Origin of the sequence: Streptomyces sp. NPDC007896, assembly GCF_042959425.1 — a bacterium.
Taxonomy (GTDB): domain Bacteria; phylum Actinomycetota; class Actinomycetes; order Streptomycetales; family Streptomycetaceae; genus Streptomyces.
Genome location: NZ_JBIBKX010000027.1, coordinates 72,588 through 91,331 on the forward strand (window position 1 = coordinate 72,588; position 18,744 = coordinate 91,331).

Here is an 18,744-nt window from a genome sequence, read left to right on the forward strand (position 1 = left end):
CGCTCACAGAAAGCAGAGCACCATGGACACCATGCTCGCCGGACGCTTCCACCTGGACAGCAAGAAGTTCGCCGTGGAGGAGGTCCCCGTCCCCGTGCCCGGCCCGGGCGAGGTTCTCATCGAGGTCAAGGCCGCAGGCGTCTGCCTTTCGGACGTCCACCTCATCGACGGCTCCCTCGTCCCGCTGTTCGCCACCTCCGACACGGTCACCGTGGGCCACGAGATCGCCGGTGTGATCCACACTCTCGGCCCCGACCTCAAGCGCGGCCTGACCGTCGGCACCCGCGTCACCCTGGAGGCCGGCAAGACCTGCGGCCAGTGCGCCGGCTGCGTGCGCCGCCGCCCCTGCACCCAGATGCTCACCGCCGGTATCGACTACGACGGCGGCTGGGCCCAGTACACCCTCGCCCGCGAGGACACCCTCATCCCCATCCCCGACAACCTCCCCTTCGACCAGGCAGCGATCATCCCCGACGCGGTCTCCACCCCCTACGCCGCTGTTGTCGCCACCGCTGGGGTGCGCCCCGCCCAGTCCGTCGGTGTCTGGGGCGTGGGCGGTGTCGGCGCCCACAACGTCCGCGTCGCCCGCCTGGCCGGCGCCGCGCCGATCATCGCCGTCGACCCGCTGCCCGGCGCCCGGGAGCGTGCCCTGGCCTTCGGTGCGGATTTCGCCCTGGACCCGGCCGCCTCCGACTTCGCCGACCAGGTCCGCGCGGCCACCGGCGGACGGGGTCTGGACTTCGCCTTCGACTGCGCCGGCGTGCCGGCGGTCCGTGAGCAGGCCGCCGCCGTGCTCGGCCTGAACGGAGTCCTCATCCTGGTCGGTATCAGCCCCAGGCCGATCACCATCAGCGAGGGCCTGACCTTCAACTATCTGGGCAAGCAGGTGCGCGGCCACTACGGCGGCACCCCCGAGTCCGTCACCGAGCTGGTCCGGCTGGCCGAGGTCGGCCGTCTCGACCTGGCCCCCTCCATCACCGACCACATCCCGCTCGCCGAGGCCGCCGGCGCGGTCAACCGGCTGGAGAACAAGATCGGCGACCCGATCCGCCTCATCCTCGTCCCCTGACAACTGAACAGAAAGTTCATCAAGACCACCTCGGGCAGGGGTGAGTGGGCGCCGGTGCTTGAGGGAGCACCGGCGCCCACGGTTTCCCGTTGTCCGGGTCTGGGGCAAACCGACTCCGGGGCATGTGAAGTCGGGTAGGGCGAGCCGGGTGATGCCTCTGCGTGGGACGCACCGATGTACAGGCCGCCGCGGGAGGACAGGAACGCGAGGTCTCCATGTGAGCGCCACGGCGAAGTGGAGAATCAGGTGACTCCTCGTGGTGCGGTCGGTCTGCGGGCAGCAGCGCTTCGAGGACGGTGTCGCAGGTCGCCTCCAGGGAGGCGGAGGACCGCGCGAGGGCGTGGCACAGTCGGGTGAGGCCCGCCTCGATGTCGTGGTCGAGGACCTCGATCAGGCCGTCGGTGTAGAGGGCGATGAGGCTGCCCTCGGGCAGGTCGATCTCCGCCGTCTCGAACGGCAGGCCGCCCAGGCCGAGTGGCGGGCCGGCGGGCAACTCGAGGAGGTTGACGGTTCCGTCCCGGGTCACCACGGCGGGCAGCACGTGGCCCGCGCGGGCGAGGGTGCAGCGGATGGCGACGGGATCGTATACGGCGTATAGGCAGGTGGCTCCGATGTCCCCCGCGGATTCGGTGACAGCGGGATGACGTCGTACCAGTCGCCGTCCACGCCGAGCTGGGTGGCAGCAGGAAGGTAGCGGCCGGCGACCTCCACGGCGGACTGCACGGGTGTACGGCGCGGGAGCAGACTGTGCTGGAGGGTGAGGGCGGTGGTACGCGCATGCGTGTATCGGCGGGCGTTGTCGATGGCCACTGCCGCCCTGGCCGCGATCTCCTGGGCGAGGAGCAGGTCCTCGTCCCCGTACGCGTCGGGTTTGTGGTGACGGAAGAACTGAGCGACACCCAGCGTTGTGCCACGGGCGCACAGCGGTACCAGCAGTTCCGACGCGTACGCTCGCCTCGTTCACCACTGGCAGCCGCCACTGCACCTGGCGATCCCGCTCGTCCTGGAAGGCCAGGACGCCCGTTTCCGATGTGCGGTCCATGTACTCGGTCGCCAGTGCGATCAGCTTGCGTGTCGCCGCGTTGATCGGTTCGGCATCGCTGGTGAACCGTGATAGCTCTTCGAGCAGCCGGTCGAGGACGAGGCCCTGCGCGAGCCGGAGGGCGCGCAGCATCGCTGTGCCCGGCTTCCCGCGCTGAGCCAGCCGACGCGCGCGCTCCGCGTCGGCGGCCGGCGGCTCGATCCGCCTTGGCTCGATTCGTGCTCGACGCCGAAAAATATGGCGACGACGTGCTCGGCGACATTCTCCGCCGTCATCTGCGCGATGTCCGGTTCGTCCCGCAGCTCGGGGACCTCGCGCCGCAGGCATTGCTTCACGTCGTGGATCAGCTCGTCCGCTCGCGGGGTGAGGCCCACGGCTTTCCGGTGTCCAGGGGGCCTGGCGTAGCCGGGGTCCGGGTCAACCGAGGCCGGGCAGCGGCCGCCGGGTCACCTGGTGGGCGTCGTCCGGGGGGACGCCGAGCATGCGCAGGACCATCTCTGCCAGGTCGGAGGCGGCCTCGTCCCCGTCGAGGTCGGGGCGGGCCAGTCGCAGCGCCACGAGGGACATCAGAGTGCCGCCCAAGGCGGACAGGGCGGTGGTCGCGTTGCGGCAGGTGAAGCGGCCCGAGGCGATGCCGTTCTCCAGGTCGCGCAGGGCTCGCGGGGCGAGTCCGCGGTCGGAGTGGATGTAGGCCAGACCGCGGTCACGCAGGATCCGCATGAGTTCAGGGTGGGAGTCGGCCATGCGGGCGGTGAGCCGGAAGCCCGCGGCGACGAGCTCGGCCGGGTCGTCGATTCCTTGTACGCGCTCGTCTATGACCTGCCCGAACTCGTCCAGGGCGTCTGTCACCGCGGCGTCGAACAGCTCTGTCTTCGACTCGAAGTGGTTGTAGAAGGAGCCGAAGCCGACGTCCGCGCGCTCGGCGATGGCCTGGATGCTGGCGCTGGTGTCCCCGGTCTCCGCGAGGATCTGCCGGGCCGCGCGGACGAGCGCCTGACGGGTCTCGGCTCGGCGTCGTTCGAAGCGGTTCTTGGGCGGGGCTGACGTCGGCATACAGCGAGTGTAACAACCGCCGCGATGAGTCTGCCATTACTGATGAGATTATCAATTATTTGGGTCCACCCTATTGACGATGAGGAACGGCAAAGTTGATGATTTCCTCATTACGGCAATGTTGCTTGGAGGACACCATGTCCCACACCCCCGTTGACGGGGCCGCTCCCCAGACGCCCCACCAAGACCTCCACAGTGACCAGGGCGCCCTGCGCGGAGAGCACCCTGGACGTTCCCGGAATCCTGTGATCAAGGTGGCGGATCTGGCCTGGCTTGAGTTCGAGAAGCCGGACCTGGAGCGGGCCGAGGTCTTCGCGCGTGACTTCGGTTTCGCGATCGCCGCCCGCACCGAGGGGGAGTTGTGGCTGCGCGGCACCTTCGCGGGCTCACCCTGCATGGTCATCCGGCGGGGACATGCGTCCCGGTTCATCGGGCCGGCGTTCCGCGCGGCCGAGCGAGCCGACCTGGACCGGCTGGCCCGCGCCACCGGCAGTACCGTCCGGGACATCGGCGTACCGGGCGGTGGGCAGTCGATCGCCCTGCTCGATCCCTCGGGCCTGCCGGTCCGGGTCGTGCATTGCGCCGAGCAGCTGCCCGCGTTGCCCGAGCAGGAGCCGCTGATCCTCAACTTCGGTACAGATCACCGTCGTACGAACGCCACCCAGCGTCCGCCCCGTGAGCCGTCCCGTATCCAGCGGCTGGGCCATGTGGTGCTGGAAACAAGGGTGTTCGCCCGCACTCTGGACTGGTACCTGGACACCCTCGGGATGATCGTGTCCGACTTCCTGTTCCTGGACGGGCAGCGCGGGCGCGGGCCGACGATGACGTTCATCCGGTGCGACCAGGGGAGCGTGGCCGTCGATCACCACACGCTGGCCCTGCACCTGGGGCCCGGAACCGGCTACGTCCACTCGGCCTACCAGGTCACCGACCTCGACGCGATCGCCGCCGGTGGGGAGTACCTGGCCGAGCGCGGCTACCGGCGCAGCTGGGGCATCGGCCGGCACATCCAGGGCAGCCAGCTCTTCGACTACTGGCGCGACCCCGACCACTTCATGCTGGAGCACTTCGCCGACGGCGACCTTTTCTCCTGCGACGTTGAAGCCGGGTGGGCGCCGATGTCGGCGAGCGGCCTGGCCCAGTGGGGCCCGCCGGTCACCCGCGACTTCCTGGGCAGGAACCCTTCCCCCGCCAAGCTGCGCGAGGTCATGACGGCCCTGCGTGGCGACAACGAACTCGACCCCGCACGCCTGCTGGGCCTGATGAAAGCGATGAGCTCATGAGCACCAACGTTCTGCGTACCACCGACGGCTGGTGGGTCGTCCGGGACGAACGCGCCGTCCGCATCGACACCAAGGCCGTCACCACCGCCGAACTGCTCGTCGACCGCGACGCGGTCCGCGAAGCCGCCGCCTCCACCGAGAGCGGCACGCCCGTCGCCGACCTGGTGCCGCTGCCTCCGGTCACCACCCCGTGCCGGGTGGTCGCCCAGATGGTCAACTACCGCAGCCACGCCAAGGATTCGGGCTTCACCGGCGACATCCCGCCCACCTTCTTCCGTAAGGCGTCCGGCTCGGTGAGCGGCCCCCATGACACGATCATCCGCCCCGGACACGTGAAGTTCCTCGACTACGAGGTGGAACTCGGCCTCGTCGTGGGCGCCACCCTGCCCGTCGGCACCGTGGTCGAGGAGCAGGACCTACGGCGCTATGTCGCCGGCCTTGTCCTGACCAACGATGTCAGCGCCCGCGATGTCCAGCTGACCAAGACCCAGTTCTACGAGAGCAAGTCCTATCCGACCTTCACGCCGACGGGTCCGTACCTGGCCCTGCTGGAGCCCGAGGACTTCAGCCATCTGCTGAACCTGCGGCTGCGGCTGTCGGTCAACGGCGTGTCGCGCCAGGACCGCACGCTGGCCGACATGATCGTGCGGCCCGCACAGGCGCTCACCCTGCTCGCCCGCTTCCAGACCCTCGCCCCGGGCGACCTGCTGCTGACCGGCACTCCCGGCGGCACGGCCCTGAAGGCCCCGCCCAAGGCGGCCGAGAAGATCGCTGCGCTGCTGCCGCCCGCACTGAAATGGAAGGCGTTCTTCAAGGGCCAGGCCAAGAACCCCCGTTACCTGCGCAACGGTGACCTCATCACCGCCACCATCGCCACCGCGGACGGGCGGATCGACCTCGGCGAGCAGCGGACCCCCATTGCGGACGCGTCATGAAGGTCGCATCCCGGAGACCGGTGGTGATCATCGGTGCGGGGCCCGTCGGGGTCATGGCCGGCCTCCTGCTCGCCCGGCACGGAGTGCGCAGCTTGCTCCTCGAACGTCACCGGGACATCTACCCCCTGCCGCGCGCCGTCGTCGTGGACGACGAGATCCGCCGGATCCTGCAGAGCGCCGGTGTCCACGAGGAGTTCGCCGCCCTCGCCCGCCCGGCTCCCGGACTGCGGCTGCTGGACGCCGGGCGCCGCGTGATCGCCGAATTCCCGCGGTCCATGCACGGACACCACGGCTTCCCGCAGACCAGCATGTTCGACCAGCCCGAGCTGGAACGCCTGCTGCGTGACGCCCTGGCGCGCCGCCCGGAGTGCGAGCTGTGGAGCGGGGTGGAGGTCGTGTCCGTCACCCAGTCCGTCGCACGGGACACCGACGGACCGAACGATCCGACGGGTCCGGTCCGGGTCACCCTTCGTCGCGACGGCAGCGACGAGGACGAGCACCTGTGGGCCGATGCCGTCCTCGGCTGCGACGGTGCGGGCGGTCTCACCCGTGACGCCATCGGCGCCCTGTGGGAGGACCTGCACTTCGAGGAGAGCTGGCGGGTCATCGACGTGCGCACCAGCCGCCCCGTGCGCACCTGGGAAGGCGCCGAGCAGATCTGCTCCCCGACCCAGCCGGCCACCTTCATGCGCGTCAGCGAGGACCGCTACCGCTGGGAGTTCCGGCTGGCCGACGATCAGCACCTGGACGGCCCGGACGGATGGGAGCGCCTGCGCGAGCTGGTCGCCCCCTGGGTGGACCTGCCGCCCGACGCCTCGCCGGGCAACGACTTCGAGGTGATCCGGCAGGCGCAGTACACCTTCCGGGCCCGCCTCGCCGACCGGTGGCGCAAGGGGCGTGTCTTTCTGCTGGGCGATGCCGCCCACCTCACCCCGCCCTTCGTCGGGCAGGGACTGTGTGCGGGCCTGCGCGACGCCCAAAACCTCACCTGGAAGCTCGCCCAAGTGCTCCAACGGGGCGCACACGAGGGGCTGCTGGACACCTACGAACGCGAGCGCAAGCCGCACGTCCGCCATGTGATCCGCGTGGCGGTCGCCGTCGGCTGGGCCATGACCGGCGGACAGGACCGCGGTGCGGCATTCCGCCGGGCCGTCGTGGGCACGGCCTGTCGCATCCCCGGTGTGACCGCTGCGGTGAGCCGTGACCTCAGCCCCGCCCTGACCGCCGGTCCACTCGTACGGCGCCGCCCCAGGCTGACCGGCCGCATGCTGGCCGGCACCTTCTGCCCGCAGCCCTGGGTACGGCACGACGGCAGGCGAGTACGCCTCGATGACGTCCTCGGGGACTCCTTCGCCGTCCTGACCGCTGTGCCACCCACGACGCAGATGACGGCCGTGGCCACGGCACTCGGCGCCCCGACGATCCACGTCGACGACCTGGCCGACGACGGCACCCTGGCCGGCTGGCTGGCACGCGGCCGTGCCGACGCCGTCCTGCTGCGCCCCGACCGTGTCGTGATGGACACCGTCCCGGCCGGCACCAGCGACTTCACGGACACCGTCGCCTGGGCCCCCCTGCTGCACACGGCCCGCCGTACCGCCGACGCCCGGCCCGCCTGACGAGGAGCACCACACCATGACCACCCCGCGCCCTGAGCCGTATACGGAACCCTTCTTCACTCCCGACCCGAAGTCGGCCGCCCACAGCCGCATCGCGGACTTCGCCCGATGGGCGGCCCGGCACCGGGGCGCCGAAGGGCTCCAGGACCCTACGGACTACCGAGCCCTGTACCAGTGGTCCGTCACCGACCTCGAAGGGTTCTGGGCCGCGGTGTGGGAGTACTTCGACATCGACGCGACAACTGAGTTCGAGCGGGTGCTGGCCGAGGAGACCATGCCCGGCGCCCGCTGGTTCCCCGGCGCCACCCTCAATTACACGCATCACGCGCTGCGCAACCTGCAGCCGGACGCTCCCGCGATCACCGCCCTGGACGAGACCGGGGCCGGCTATGAGATCACGGGCCGGGAACTGCGCGCCCGGGTCGCCTCCGTCGCTGCCAGCCTGCGCGACCTGGGCGTCGGACAGGGCGACCGGGTGGTGGGCTATCTGCCCAACACCCCCCACGCCGTCATCGCCTTCCTCGCCACCGCAAGCCTGGGCGCGGTGTGGTCGGTGTGCGGCCAGGACTATGCACCCAAGGCCGCCGCCGACCGCTTCGCCCAGCTCGAACCCACGGTGCTCATCACCGCGGACGGCTACCTCTTCAACGAAACCACCCACGACCGCCGCGCCGCCTCGCTCGAACTCACCGCCGCCCTGCCGACGCTGAAGGCCACGGTGCTCGTGGACCACGTGGGCCTTGCGTGGCCCGAGGGCGGGGACTCGGGGCTGACGGTTCCCTGGGAGGACGCGGCCACCCGTGTCGAGTACCTCACCATCGCCCCGGTGCCGTTCGACCACCCCCTGTGGGTCGTCTTCTCCTCCGGCACCACCGGACTGCCCAAGGGAATCGTCCACGGGCACGGCGGGGTCCTGCTCGAACACCTCAAGACCCTCGGCCTGCACACCGATCTGGGCACCGGGGACCGCCTGCTGTGGTACACCACCACCCACTGGATGATGTGGAACCTGGTTGTCTCCACACTGCTGACCGGTGCCACCACCTGCACCTACGACGGCAGCCCGGTACCGCAGGCGCGTCCGGACGTCCTGTGGGAGCTGGCGGCCCGTCACAAGGTCACCGTCTTCGGCACCAGTCCTCAGTACCTGCTGACCATGGCCAAGCTGGGCATCGAACCCTCCGTGCACGACCTGTCGGCCATCCGCGTCGTCGGCTGCACCGGCTCCGCTCTGCCCGCCTCTGCCTACCCCTGGGTCCGTGACCACGTGGGCGCCGACGTCCAGTTGGCCTCCACCAGCGGCGGCACGGACATCGTCTCCGGCTTCGCCGGCAGCGCCTCCACGACCTCCGTCTGGGCGGGGGAGCTGTCCGCCCCCAGCCTCGGCGTGGCCCTGGCCGCCTACGACGCGAGGGGCACCCCTGTCATCCACCAGGTCGGCGAACTGGTCGTCACCCGCCCCATGCCGTCCATGCCGCTGTATTTCTGGAACGACCCCGACGGCAGCCGCTACCGCGACGCCTACTTCGGCGCCTATCCCGGTGTGTGGCGGCACGGCGACTGGATCACGCTCACCTCGCACGGCTCGGTGATCGTCCACGGCCGCTCCGACGCCACCCTCAACCGTAACGGCGTGCGCCTGGGCAGTGCCGACATCCACGACGTCGTCGAACGCCTCCCCGAGATCACCGAGGCCCTCGTCATCGGCGCGGAGGAACCCGACGGCGGCTACTGGATGCCCCTCTTCGTGGTCCTCGCCGACGGGGTCGCCCTGGACGACTCCTTGCGCGTCCGGATCCGCGACGCGATCCGCACCGGCGCCTCACCCCGCCACGTCCCCGACGAGATCCTCGCCGTACGGGCCCTGCCGCACACGAAGACCGGCAAGAAGCTCGAGGTTCCCGTCAAGCGCCTGCTCCAGGGTGCCCCTGCCGAGCAAGTCCTGAACCCCGAGGCGGTCGACAATCCCGACCTGATCGCCTACTTCGCCCGCCTGGGCGCGGAGCGGAACAAGAGGTCAGCACAAGACACATGACGTCGGCCAGGGGACCACAGGCGCACGTGACAGCACCGGGTCCTTGCGCCCCGCCCGGCTCCGCAAACCCCGTCCCCACGGGGTGGTGCCGGGGCGGTCAACCCGCCCCGGCACCACACACAACCGAAGTAAGAGAGAAATGATGAGCATGACCGACCGCGAACCGCAGGCCCTCGATGTCCTCGACGACGCCGGACGAAAGGTGCTGTTCACCGAGGCCCGCACCGCGAACACCTTCGCCGAGGTGGCCGTTGCCGACGACGAACTCGCCATGATCTGGGAACTCGCCCGCTGGTCGCCGAGCGCCGCCAACGGCCAGCCTCTGCGCGTGCTCTTCGTGCGCACCCGCGAAGGTAAGGAGCGACTGGTCCGGCATCTCGACGAGGGCAATAGGGCCAAGACACTCAGTGCGCCGGCCGTGGCGATCCTGGGGTACGACGTCGACTTCCACGAGCAGATGCCGACAGTCTTCCCGGCTCGCGGCGACATGCTGCGAGCGGCGTTCGCCAACCAGATCGACGCGCGCGAGAGCATCGCGGTCTACAACTCGGCACTGCAGACCGGGGTCTTCCTGCTCGCGGTGCGCGCGGCGGGGCTCGCGGCCGGTCCTATGGCGGGCTTCGACAAGGCGGGTGTGGACGGGGAGTTCTTCGCCGGTACCAGCTGGCGCTCGCAACTGGTGGTCAACATCGGGCACCCCGGTGCCGACCCGTGGTTCCCGCGGCTGCCCCGCGTGCCCGTCGAGGACGCCGTCGCCTATGCCTGAGGGCACCGCCGCCTGGTAGGTGAGAGGCGCCATGCCGTGGGCGCCGGTGCTCTTCCGAGTACCGGCGCCCATTTTCACTGAAGTGGCTGTGATGGACTTTCCGCAGAGGTGTCAGGGCACGAGAACGAGACCAGGGCGCCGATCGGCACCGTGACAATAAGTGCGCCGTCGTGCCGCTCACGAGTTGCCTGCTGTCATTCGGCCTGCTGCTCGGCGGGGCGCAGGCCGGCGGCCTACCTCTCCTCGATACGGCCGAGCTTCCAGCAGAGCGACCTCGGTGGCGGTGTCGAAGCCGAGGCCGAACAGCAGGCCGAGTAGATACATCTGCCACGACCTGGTGATCGACTTCACCACGCGTCCCAGCAGGCGGTTGATGAGGCATCGGTTGTTGAGCTGCTGCTCCAGCGCGGCCTCGTCGAAGTGGCCGGACCGCATCTGCCGGAACACCTTCCAGATGCCCGCAAGGATGACGATGTCGATGATCCTTGCGAACCGGTGCGGCAAGGGATTTGACGCCCAGGGAGAGCAGGAGGGTCAGCACGAACACGACAGTGGAGTGCCCCAGGGAGAACCAGAAGCCGACCGACAGGGGACGTCGGTCCTCGTCCATGAGCCTGCGGGTGGTGTTGTCGATCGCGGCGACGTGGTCGGCGTCGAACGCGTGCCGCATGCCCAGGGTGTAGGCGCGCACCCCGATGCCGATCCCGAAGCCCTTGGTACCCAGGCTGTAGTGCTCCGGGGCCACGATCGCCATCAGCGTGAACCACCCGATGACGTGGAGCGCGATGATAGAGGTGACCATCCCGGCTGCGCGGCCCCACTCGGCACGGCTCACCGAGCCGGATATGCGTCGCCATCGGGTGCGGAGACCGCCGGTGGCCGTCGGCGCGGCTGTCATGTGCGGTCTTCCCTCACTTCTGAAGGAACGTGATCAAGATGCGCGGCTCTCGCCGGGCAGCAACCGTTGTCACCTCGTCGCCGGCCGCGGCTCTCGTCGGTGTTGGTGCTGACTCCGACGAGCAGGTCCGGGAGCCGGTGCCCAGAGGGGTCTTCCGGCCGGACGAAGTCGGAGCCTGCTGCCTGGGCGTGGTCAGGAGTCACTGATCCTGAGACCAGCGGCCGCCTCCCTGCCGCCAGCGGATATCACGGCGACGTGCACGGTCCGAGCCCACCCGTGCCAACACGCCTGTCTCACTGGTTGTCCCCGCGACCGCGACCGCGACCGCGACCGCGACCGCGGCGGCAGCGAGAGGAATGCGCCTCGTGAGCTTCCTCATGGATACCTCCTTCGTGTTGGCGTCATGCGCAGTCCCGGCGATTGCTTATGCAGGTGATGCGGTGCGCCCCAGCAATGTCGAAGCCGCATCGGCGAGTTCACCCCTCGTGAGGGCGCAGCCGGCGGCCATCGGTCGAAACGGAAGCCGCTGGTTCGGTGGCACTCCGCTAAGTTCCATTCGGTGCATGGATGTCACGACGCTCGGCGCGCTCGCCGTACTCCAGGCCGAGTGTGGGGAGGTCACCGAGACGGAGCGGCTGTTCAGTGAAGCGCGGCGCCACTATCAGGGCACCTCGCCGTTTCCACTTGCTCAGCTGGACTTCCGACGCGGTGTGATGTGGCACCGCGAGGGAGATCTCGATGCCGCCCGCTCGTGCTACGAGGCCGCCCGGCGCCGCGTGCCCGACTACGCACCGGAACTGGGCCACCTGGCCGAGGTCGAGATGCTGCGCGGGGAGCTTCACGGTGCCGTCGCCCTCCTGCGACCCCTCTACCCGGGCCAGCGACGACCCCGAATACGACGGCCACCTCGCGGCCGCGTTGCACGCATGCGGCAGGTTCCAGGAGGCGAACCAGTGGCTCGAGCGCGCGGCGGCGCGTTACGACGAACTGGTGCTGTGTCACCCGGAGGCTTACGCCGACCACGCGGCCGACTTCTGGCTCACCGTGGGGGCCGATGCCGAGCGGGGGCTCCAACTGGCGCTGCAGAACCTCGCATTCCGCCAGACATCTCGAGCCCATGCCCTGTTCCAGCGCGCTGTCCTCGCGCAGAACCGGGTTGCACGGGCTGCCTCATAGCCGTCGAGCGGTCATGTTCGCGATATCTCCGGTGTCATCCATTCCCTGGGACCCGGCCTCAAGCGCAACCTTGCCGTCGGCACACGGGTCGCCCTGCAGGCGGGACAGCCCTGTGGAGACTGCGCCCGCTGTGTCAGCGGCGGCACGTGCGTATCGTTCCGCGGCCGTGGCGTCGACTGCGACGGTGGCTGGTCCCAGTACACGATCGCCCGTGAGGACACCGCCGTCCCCATCCCCGACACACTTCCCTTAGACCAGGCGGCGATCATCCCGGACGCCGTTCCCACCTCGTACGCGGCCCTGGTCGGCACGGTGCAGGTGCGCTCCGCCCAGGCCGTGGGCACATGGGGAGTCGCAGGGGTGGGCGCCCACGCCGTCCGGCTGGCCCGCATGATGGGTGCCACGCCGATCATCGCCGTCGACCCGCTGCCCAATGCGCGTGTGTGAGCCCTCGCGTTCGGCGCCGATATCGCGCTCGACCCGTCCGCCCCCGGTTTCGCCGAAGCCGTGCTGCGGGCCACCGACGGCCTGGGCCTGGACTATGCCTTCGACTTCGCAGGCGTTCCCCGGGTCCGGGAGCAGGCGTCACCTCTCCTCGGTAACCACGGTGCGCTCGTCCTGGTGGGTATCACCACCGAGCCGCTGAAGATCCGGGAGAAGATGACCTTCAACCTGAAGAACAAGCCTGAAGAACAAGAAGGTGTTCGGACCCTACGGATCCTCGTTTGATCACGTCTACGAGCTGATCCGGTTGGCCGGCAGCGGCCGTCTCGACCTGGCCCCGTCCATCACCGACCGCATCTCCGTGGCCGACGCCCCCGAGGCGATCCACCGCCTCGAGAACAAGATCGGCTATCCGATCCGCCTCATCCTCGTTCCCTGACGACTCGACCGAGCGCGTGGGCCGCCCCGGCGACGGAGCCGGCCCATTGTGCGACCAACACCCGAAAAACCGCCGCCCCGGAGAAGCAGACCGACATGCGCGAATCACGCAACGCCATCGCATCCAGCGACAGCAGCAATCCGACAGGCCTGTCGGCAGCCACGGTGCGCACCCGCGTGACGGTCCCGTCCCACTTCGGCGACGGCTGTGCGGTGACCGCCGACCTCGTCACCTTCCACCACCTCGCCGACGGGCAGGAACACGTGACCGTCATCCTCGGCGAACCCGCCGCCGGCCGGCCACCGCCTGGTGCGCCTGCACTCCGAGTGCCTGACCGGCGATGTCTTCGAGGCCTACTCCCTCCAGGACCAGGTCCTCGACACCTACGAGGCCAATGCGGCCCTCGGCCTCCCCGAGGACGCCCGCGACTACACCGCGGCCGCTCAGATGCTTACCGCCCTCGGCATTTTTGAGCTGGACCTGCTGTCCAACAACCCGGACAAGGCGGCCCAGCTGCGAATCCTGGGCCTGACGGTGGCCCACCACGTTCCCACGGGCGTCTTCACCACGGCCCACAACGTCCGCTACTTCTGTACCAAGGCGGTCCGCACCCGGCACACGCTGCCGCTGACGGAACTGACGTCGGGATGACGGCCGATGCCCATCGGGTCATGGCCCAACCCTGTCGTCACCGCGATGCCGGGCGCGGTAGATGGACCGCGTGACCGAGGAGGAAGAAGCGTCCCCGGCGCCAGCGGTCGATGCGAACCCGGGAAGCTGTGCTCGGTAAGTCGTGGGCTCTCGCTGTATCTCAGTTGGAGCTCCCAGCGGTAGCGACAGCTTCGGCCGCAGGTCGAGCAGATGGATGAAGACCACTCAGTGGCAATGAGCAATGTTCGCAAAGGACAAGTTCTCGACCTGCCGTTGACCACGTGATGGGCCGGGGTATTCCCTAACGGCCGCCCTCGGGCAACGCCGCATCGCCGTCATCACGAGTGGCAGGTGAGTCTCTCCCTCGCTGACAGCATCCTTCGACTTTCCATACGGCGTATGGTATTACTGAGGAGGAGTTCCGTACCACGTATGGAACCTCGGGGTATCACCGCATCGGCAGCTCTCTCGCGTCCAGTGACGCAGTGCAGGGGCGACCGATGCACAGGAAGCAGAGCGGCCCGCGCTGCTGCAACTTGTGAGTAGCCTCGCGAAGCGCTTGGAGTGAGAGCAATGAATTCGTTGAAAACCGTGATTCGGGGGCTACCTGGACAGCTTGTCGTCTCGCATGAGATGTCCTTGTCCATGAGTATGAGGCTGCAGTACGAGCCCAGCGATCCCTATGCCGTCCGCGCCGCATTCGCCGTTGTCGGCAGCGACGAGACGGTGGAATGGGTCATTGGACGAGATCTTCTGGCCGATGGCCTGGAGGGCCCCGCCGGCGAGGGGGATATACACGTATGGCCCGCCGAGGAGCGAGACGTCAGCGACTTGTACATCCTCCTCAATCCGCCCGATGGCACGGCCCTGCTCAAAGCTCCGGCGCGGGAAATCAAGACGTTCCTGCAGGAAACGGAGGCGGTGGTGCCCCGGGGGGCCGAGCCCGATCGCATCGACTCGGACGCTTTGCTGGCGCACCTCATCGCCGAAGGATGACGGAAACCAGCTGCTCCGCACCGAGAGGCTGGGCCGCTCAAGGGCCCCACCCCACCGAGTTCTGTTCGCGTGTGCACCCTGGGACTGGCACACTGAATTTGTGCTTCCGCTGATGGCCGCTGCAGTTCAGGATGCGTTTCCATCGATTCCTGGTGCCGGCGTTGTGTCGGTTTGCGCGTTGATCTTTACCGTCGCGTCCTTCTGGTGGATCAACGCCAGGCAAGGGCACCTGAAGTCCTGGGAACCCCATTCCTTCGCCGCGATTGTCCACTGCTCCATGGCTCGCCTGCGGCTTCCGCTCGTCCTTCACAACACCGGTGCCAAGCCGATAGTCGTGCAGGATCTCAGGTTGACCTTCCCCGATGAGCCTGCCTCCCATCTGCCACTCCTGTGGATGTCTTCACCGTCCCGTCTCCAACCCGGGCCGGAGGACGAGCCGAAGTTGCCGGCCGGATTCGCCGTGGCCGGCAGAGAAGCGAAGCAGCTCCTCATCGAGTTCGAGGCACCGTTTTCCGGATTCGTTCCGGAGCCCCGTGATTACAAGGTCCAGCTTCAGGTGAGGGTCGGCCACCGCAAAGGATGGCGCTCCCTTCTGACGTTCACCTTGAGGGCCGCCAACATCATTGATCCCGACCGGTACACGGTCTACAGCAATGCGCCTCTTGAACTGACGAAAGAGGACAGGCAGAAGGCAGACGCCGCGCTACTGGAGCTGCTGGACGAGCAGGAGGACCTCTCTGCTCCGGGCGAGAGGAAGCGGCGGGACTCTTTGAATGAAGAGGGCGACACCGGCACGAATCTCTAGGCCGGGAGGACGGTCCCGGGCTTCGCTGCTCCGGGCGAGAGGAAGCGGCGGGACTCTTTGCAGCAGCCGCCCGCCCGCCCGGGGGCGAGCGGAGGACGGCGGCGGCCGGAAAGGGCCCTCTCCCCGTCTCCTACTCGGCCGGGAGGGGACTCGGCCGATGATCTCCTTTTGCGCGGAGCCGCCCCGGATGGCGATCTTGCGGGGCTTGGCGCGCTCGGCGATCGGGATACGCAAGGTCAGTACATCCGCGTCGCAGACCGCCTTGATGTGCTCGGTGTCCAGGGTGTCGGCCAGCATGAGCTGGTGGGAGAACACGCCCAGAGGCCGCTCGGAGAGCTCCATCTGCAGGCCGGCTGCCTTGGTGACGGACAGCTGCTCGGCCTTGACGGTCGGCATCTTCCGCTCGACGTCGATGTCGAGCGCGTCCGCGGAGACGCCCGGCAGGTCGAGCGCGATCACATACTTCTCGCCCGCTCGGTAGGCGCATCGGCATCGCCGACGGACGCTACCCGGTGCCGGTCGTGTTCAGGAGCTGCTGGGTGAGCCGGTCAAGCTCACGGAACGGATCGGTGCGCATCAACATCGTGAAAAACTCCAGCATTCAGGTCAGACACTTTGCCACCAATGCCTTCACCTGCCCTCGTTGTTGACGCGGTGGCGACACGGGTGCAACGGCCGATACGCAGCACACGGCACGGAAACTCACCGCGACGAACTCCGCGTCCTGTATCACGTTGTTCTGGCTGTGCATTCCTGACTCATCAACGCCGCCGGGAGATCGGCAGCCGGTGGCGACAGCTATAGGCGCCAGGCCCTGCTCGCTCTGGCGCACCTGCGGTGTGCCGACGCCTACAGCCACCTCGCCGCGGCGTTCGACATCGGCATCGCCACCGTCTACCGCTCCATCCGCGAAGCCGTCGAGGTCCTGTCCGCCCTCGCGCCCAGCCTCGAACAGGCCATCACAACAGCGGCAGCAAAGGCATTCGTGCTCCCGGACGGCACTCTGCTGCCGATCGACCGCATCGCTGCGGATCACCCCTTCTCCTCCGGCAAGCACAGGAAGCACGGCATGAACGTGCAGGTCATCACCGCCCCGTTCGGCCGCCTGCTGTGGGCTTCGTCCGCACTGCCCAGGGCCGTCCACGACATCCCCGCCGCCGTGGCCCGGGCGGGCATCCGCTGCTGGGCGGACAGGGCCTACCAAGGAGCTGGCGGCACCGTCCGCGAGGCTCCCTGGCGCGCGGCAGGCCACTGTGACCGTCCGTGGAGGCTGGCCGGAGGGCACGCCGGAGCGGAGAATGGTGCTGCTGCCCTGCTCGTCGGTTGGGTGGTGGTCGGATGGACAGGCTCGGCCGGGTCGCTCCGCGCGCGCTGGAACCGACCGACGCACTGTGCCTGGATTCGCTACGGCGGGGCGATGTCGTAGCCTTCGCCGGCCAGCGAGACCGCTGGGCCGGACCCCGCGAGTTCCGCGTGTGCGCGCGGCTGGCCGACGTCTGAGCGACGGGCATCAACTCGCGGAGTGCCCCGGACAGGACGTCACGTGAGGGTCCATCTCTCGGCTCAGGCTTTCGGCCGTGAGGACTCGTGTGCGAGTGTCAGCAGGTCCGGGGCCCGGCCTCCGGCGGTGTGCCGTTGCGGGAAGGCGGTGGCGCTCCATGTCGTACGTCGCAGTGAGTGCGCTGAGCCACCCCGGGCTGCTCCGCGAGCGGAACGAGGACAGCCTCGCCGTCGGACCGTGGACACTGTGTGCCACCGTGACCGACAACCCGCAGACTCTGGTCTTCCCGCTGGGGACGCCCCTCGTCGTCGCCGTCGCCGACGGGCTCGGCGGACATCCCGGCGGCGACGTGGCCAGCGCCCTGGTCGCCCACCGGATCGCGTCGATCGGTCCCACTCTGAGCAGCGAGGACGCCGTCCGCGAGGCCTTGAACGCCTGCAACCGCGCCCTCTACCAGGCCGCCGGCGGCACCGGAAGTGAGCTGGCCACCATGGGGACCACCGTCGCCGGCGTCGTCGTACAACCCGGCTTGCTGCTGACGTTCAACGTGGGTGACAGCCGGGTGTTCGCGGCCTCCCGCGACGGGCTGCGCCAGGTGAGCGTCGACGACAGCCCGCCGCTCGAACCCGGGCAGCGCACCACGTCCCTCGTCACCCAGTGCTTGGGCGGTACGCCCAGCTACCGCCCCATCAGTCCTCACGTGACGGCCGCGTCGCTGTCGCCTGGCGACCGCTACCTCATCTGCACAGACGGCCTGACCGACCCGGTGACACCGGACGAGATCGACGCGGTGACGCGGGAGTACGACGACGGCCGGGCGGCCTTCGAACTGTGGAAGGCCGCCATCGTGGCGGGCGGACCCGACAACATCACGCTGGCGGTCGTACGCATCGGAGACGAGTAGAGGAAGGGGAGTAGGGGAGGCCCCTGTCGCCCTTTCGGTAAGCGGTCAGACAGGGAAGACCCCTAACGCGTCAGGACGGCGATACGCGGTGGGGCGGAAGGCCGGGGTTACGGTGGCTACGTCGTGTTGTCCCAGTCGTACGGTCCGCCACCGCGCCACTCGATCAGCTCCGGGTCGTCGATGACCCGGTCCTCGGCGGGCAGGCCCGCACGGTGCAGGAAGTCCAGCACGTCGAACAGGCTGTGCGCGGTGCCCGTGTACTCGCCGTGAATCATCACGCGCCGACCCCCGTCCGACTCCGGCGCAAGCACGACCACTGGAGGGCGTACGTCCATTTCACCAGCATGCGCCGGGACCGGTCGGCCCGCAGCTTCCAGTCGTCGTCGCTGAGGCTCGCCGAGACGTTGTTGCCCGGGCTGTGCTCCAGGCCCTGTGGGGTGTCGGCGCTCATCAGGGTGAAGCCGCCCGGCGTCTCCAGCATGCCGTGCATGATCTTGTCGGCTTCGGAGTGTCCTGCCGGCCGAACACCCCATAGGTATCTGCCGGGGGTGACAGCATCGGGCAGCGTGGTCGTAGCGGTGCGTGTTGCGGACCGCGTTCACCGGAACACTCGACGCCACCACCTGGCACCCCCACTGGGCGCACACTGGACACAGAAAGCTCATGCGTCACGAGTCGAACATGGAGGTGGGCCATGAGCACCCTCGAAGAACACGTCGACGTTGGAGTGCCGATCGACAAGGCTTGGGATGACCTCCACCGGGTGGAGAACTATCCGCGGTTCGTGGAAGGAGTGCGCGAGGTCCGTACGGAGGCGGGTGGTCGAGCGCGTCTGGACGTCGAGGCCGGCGGCCGGGCCCGGGTGTTCGAGGCCGAGATCTCCGATCGTAAGGGGGAACGCGTGATGGAGTGGCACACCACCAGCGACCCCGAACTGGTGGGTTCCTTCTCGCTGCAGCCGATCAACGAGAACCGCACCCGCGTCCAGGCGCGGCTCGAGTACGACCCCGACGCGATCAGGGAGACCTTCGGCGGGCAGAGGGGATTCGCCCAGGTGAACGCGATCGAACGGCTCGTGCGCAGCGATCTGGAGCATTTCAAGGAGTGCGTGGAACAAGGGGGTTGAGC

Annotated in this window: 21 protein-coding genes and 5 pseudogenes; 17 read left to right on the top strand and 9 right to left on the bottom strand. The window is 68.7% G+C overall.

What is annotated here, in order from left to right:
* Positions 1-22: 22 nt before the first annotated feature.
* Entirely contained in the window at positions 23-1,069 is a 1,047-nt protein-coding gene (locus tag ACFZDJ_RS50065; RefSeq protein WP_391069577.1) for a zinc-binding dehydrogenase, read from the top strand.
* A gap of 19 nt (positions 1,070-1,088) precedes the next feature.
* Here ACFZDJ_RS50065 and ACFZDJ_RS50070 read toward each other — a convergent pair whose 3' ends face one another.
* The 4 genes from ACFZDJ_RS50070 to ACFZDJ_RS50085 all read right to left on the bottom strand — a co-directional run bounded on the left by ACFZDJ_RS50070 (position 1,089) and on the right by ACFZDJ_RS50085 (position 3,164).
* The gene (locus ACFZDJ_RS50070; RefSeq protein ID WP_391069664.1) at positions 1,089-1,682 is read right to left on the bottom strand and encodes a SpoIIE family protein phosphatase; all 594 of its coding nucleotides are present in this window, start codon (positions 1,680-1,682) and stop codon (positions 1,089-1,091) included.
* On the bottom strand, positions 1,592-2,005 hold the full coding sequence (locus ACFZDJ_RS50075) for a hypothetical protein (protein ID WP_391069666.1): 414 nt from the start codon (positions 2,003-2,005) through the stop codon (positions 1,592-1,594). The genes ACFZDJ_RS50070 and ACFZDJ_RS50075 overlap by 91 nt, the downstream gene beginning before the upstream one ends.
* Before the next feature lie 126 nt (positions 2,006-2,131).
* Positions 2,132-2,485 carry a hypothetical protein gene (locus ACFZDJ_RS50080; RefSeq protein WP_391069674.1) on the bottom strand — a complete coding sequence of 118 codons (354 nt, stop codon included), beginning with the start codon at positions 2,483-2,485 and terminating at the stop codon, positions 2,132-2,134.
* Between the two features lie 43 nt (positions 2,486-2,528).
* Positions 2,529-3,164 (bottom strand): TetR/AcrR family transcriptional regulator, encoded by a 636-nt coding sequence (locus tag ACFZDJ_RS50085; protein WP_384921673.1) that lies wholly within the window; start codon positions 3,162-3,164, stop codon positions 2,529-2,531.
* Positions 3,165-3,301: 137 nt separating this feature from the next.
* Between ACFZDJ_RS50085 and ACFZDJ_RS50090 the strand changes: the two genes are divergently transcribed.
* From ACFZDJ_RS50090 to ACFZDJ_RS50110, 5 genes are all read left to right on the top strand, one after another.
* Positions 3,302-4,447, top strand: coding sequence for a VOC family protein (locus ACFZDJ_RS50090; protein WP_391069579.1), 1,146 nt, complete (start codon positions 3,302-3,304; stop codon positions 4,445-4,447).
* Entirely contained in the window at positions 4,444-5,382 is a 939-nt protein-coding gene (locus tag ACFZDJ_RS50095; protein ID WP_390940863.1) for a fumarylacetoacetate hydrolase family protein, read from the top strand. The genes ACFZDJ_RS50090 and ACFZDJ_RS50095 overlap by 4 nt, the downstream gene beginning before the upstream one ends.
* Entirely contained in the window at positions 5,379-7,001 is a 1,623-nt protein-coding gene (locus tag ACFZDJ_RS50100) for a bifunctional 3-(3-hydroxy-phenyl)propionate/3-hydroxycinnamic acid hydroxylase (RefSeq protein ID WP_391069581.1), read from the top strand. The genes ACFZDJ_RS50095 and ACFZDJ_RS50100 overlap by 4 nt, the downstream gene beginning before the upstream one ends.
* Before the next feature lie 16 nt (positions 7,002-7,017).
* The gene (locus ACFZDJ_RS50105) at positions 7,018-9,036 is read left to right on the top strand and encodes an acetoacetate--CoA ligase (RefSeq protein WP_391069583.1); all 2,019 of its coding nucleotides are present in this window, start codon (positions 7,018-7,020) and stop codon (positions 9,034-9,036) included.
* Positions 9,037-9,184: 148 nt separating this feature from the next.
* Positions 9,185-9,802: a malonic semialdehyde reductase gene (locus tag ACFZDJ_RS50110; protein WP_391069584.1), complete on the top strand. Its 618-nt coding sequence runs from the start codon at positions 9,185-9,187 to the stop codon at positions 9,800-9,802.
* A 261-nt stretch (positions 9,803-10,063) separates the two neighbouring features.
* Here the strand turns inward: ACFZDJ_RS50110 and ACFZDJ_RS50115 are convergent.
* Together ACFZDJ_RS50115 and ACFZDJ_RS50120 are read right to left on the bottom strand one after the other, a co-directional pair.
* Positions 10,064-10,700: pseudogene (locus tag ACFZDJ_RS50115) on the bottom strand (HoxN/HupN/NixA family nickel/cobalt transporter); the annotation flags it as partial.
* 545 nt (positions 10,701-11,245) lie between these two features.
* Positions 11,246-11,542: a hypothetical protein gene (locus ACFZDJ_RS50120; protein ID WP_391069586.1), complete on the bottom strand. Its 297-nt coding sequence runs from the start codon at positions 11,540-11,542 to the stop codon at positions 11,246-11,248.
* Between the two features lies 1 nt (position 11,543).
* Here ACFZDJ_RS50120 and ACFZDJ_RS50125 point away from each other — a divergent pair, with 1 nt between their 5' ends.
* From ACFZDJ_RS50125 to ACFZDJ_RS50160, 8 genes and pseudogenes are all read left to right on the top strand, one after another.
* Positions 11,544-11,876, top strand: coding sequence for a hypothetical protein (locus tag ACFZDJ_RS50125; RefSeq protein WP_391069588.1), 333 nt, complete (start codon positions 11,544-11,546; stop codon positions 11,874-11,876).
* A 45-nt stretch (positions 11,877-11,921) separates the two neighbouring features.
* Positions 11,922-12,056, top strand: a pseudogene (locus tag ACFZDJ_RS50130) (zinc-binding dehydrogenase); the annotation flags it as partial.
* Positions 12,057-12,188: 132 nt separating this feature from the next.
* Complete coding sequence (locus tag ACFZDJ_RS50135; protein ID WP_391069590.1) at positions 12,189-12,323, top strand: hypothetical protein; 135 nt, start codon at positions 12,189-12,191, stop codon at positions 12,321-12,323.
* A gap of 60 nt (positions 12,324-12,383) precedes the next feature.
* A complete protein-coding gene (locus ACFZDJ_RS50140; RefSeq protein WP_391069592.1) occupies positions 12,384-12,605 on the top strand; it encodes a hypothetical protein in 222 nt (73 codons plus the stop codon).
* Positions 12,577-12,759, top strand: coding sequence for a hypothetical protein (locus ACFZDJ_RS50145; protein WP_391069594.1), 183 nt, complete (start codon positions 12,577-12,579; stop codon positions 12,757-12,759). The genes ACFZDJ_RS50140 and ACFZDJ_RS50145 overlap by 29 nt, the downstream gene beginning before the upstream one ends.
* Positions 12,760-12,854: 95 nt before the next feature.
* A pseudogene (locus tag ACFZDJ_RS50150) lies at positions 12,855-13,410 on the top strand (GTP cyclohydrolase).
* A gap of 651 nt (positions 13,411-14,061) precedes the next feature.
* The gene (locus ACFZDJ_RS50155) at positions 14,062-14,406 is read left to right on the top strand and encodes an SsgA family sporulation/cell division regulator (protein WP_391069596.1); all 345 of its coding nucleotides are present in this window, start codon (positions 14,062-14,064) and stop codon (positions 14,404-14,406) included.
* Between the two features lie 100 nt (positions 14,407-14,506).
* Positions 14,507-15,211 (top strand): hypothetical protein, encoded by a 705-nt coding sequence (locus tag ACFZDJ_RS50160; RefSeq protein WP_391069598.1) that lies wholly within the window; start codon positions 14,507-14,509, stop codon positions 15,209-15,211.
* Positions 15,212-15,364: 153 nt separating this feature from the next.
* On the opposite strand, the pseudogene ACFZDJ_RS50165 reads toward ACFZDJ_RS50160, so the two are convergent.
* Positions 15,365-15,794 (bottom strand): annotated as a pseudogene (locus tag ACFZDJ_RS50165) (Hsp20/alpha crystallin family protein); the annotation flags it as partial.
* Between the two features lie 170 nt (positions 15,795-15,964).
* On the opposite strand from ACFZDJ_RS50165, the pseudogene ACFZDJ_RS50170 reads away from it, so the two are divergent.
* Together ACFZDJ_RS50170 and ACFZDJ_RS50175 are read left to right on the top strand one after the other, a co-directional pair.
* A pseudogene (locus ACFZDJ_RS50170) lies at positions 15,965-16,451 on the top strand (transposase family protein); the annotation flags it as partial.
* Positions 16,452-16,869: 418 nt separating this feature from the next.
* Positions 16,870-17,616, top strand: a complete 747-nt coding sequence (locus tag ACFZDJ_RS50175; RefSeq protein ID WP_391069600.1) for a protein phosphatase 2C domain-containing protein — start codon at positions 16,870-16,872, stop codon at positions 17,614-17,616.
* Between the two features lie 116 nt (positions 17,617-17,732).
* On the opposite strand, the gene ACFZDJ_RS50180 is transcribed toward ACFZDJ_RS50175, so the two are convergent.
* On the bottom strand, positions 17,733-17,891 hold the full coding sequence (locus ACFZDJ_RS50180; protein ID WP_391069602.1) for a hypothetical protein: 159 nt from the start codon (positions 17,889-17,891) through the stop codon (positions 17,733-17,735).
* Positions 17,891-18,097, bottom strand: coding sequence for a hypothetical protein (locus ACFZDJ_RS50185; protein ID WP_390940841.1), 207 nt, complete (start codon positions 18,095-18,097; stop codon positions 17,891-17,893). The genes ACFZDJ_RS50180 and ACFZDJ_RS50185 overlap by 1 nt, the downstream gene beginning before the upstream one ends.
* 213 nt (positions 18,098-18,310) lie before the next feature.
* Here ACFZDJ_RS50185 and ACFZDJ_RS50190 point away from each other — a divergent pair, with 213 nt between their 5' ends.
* On the top strand, positions 18,311-18,742 hold the full coding sequence (locus ACFZDJ_RS50190; protein WP_371651023.1) for an SRPBCC family protein: 432 nt from the start codon (positions 18,311-18,313) through the stop codon (positions 18,740-18,742).
* The last annotated feature ends 2 nt before the right edge of the window (positions 18,743-18,744 follow it).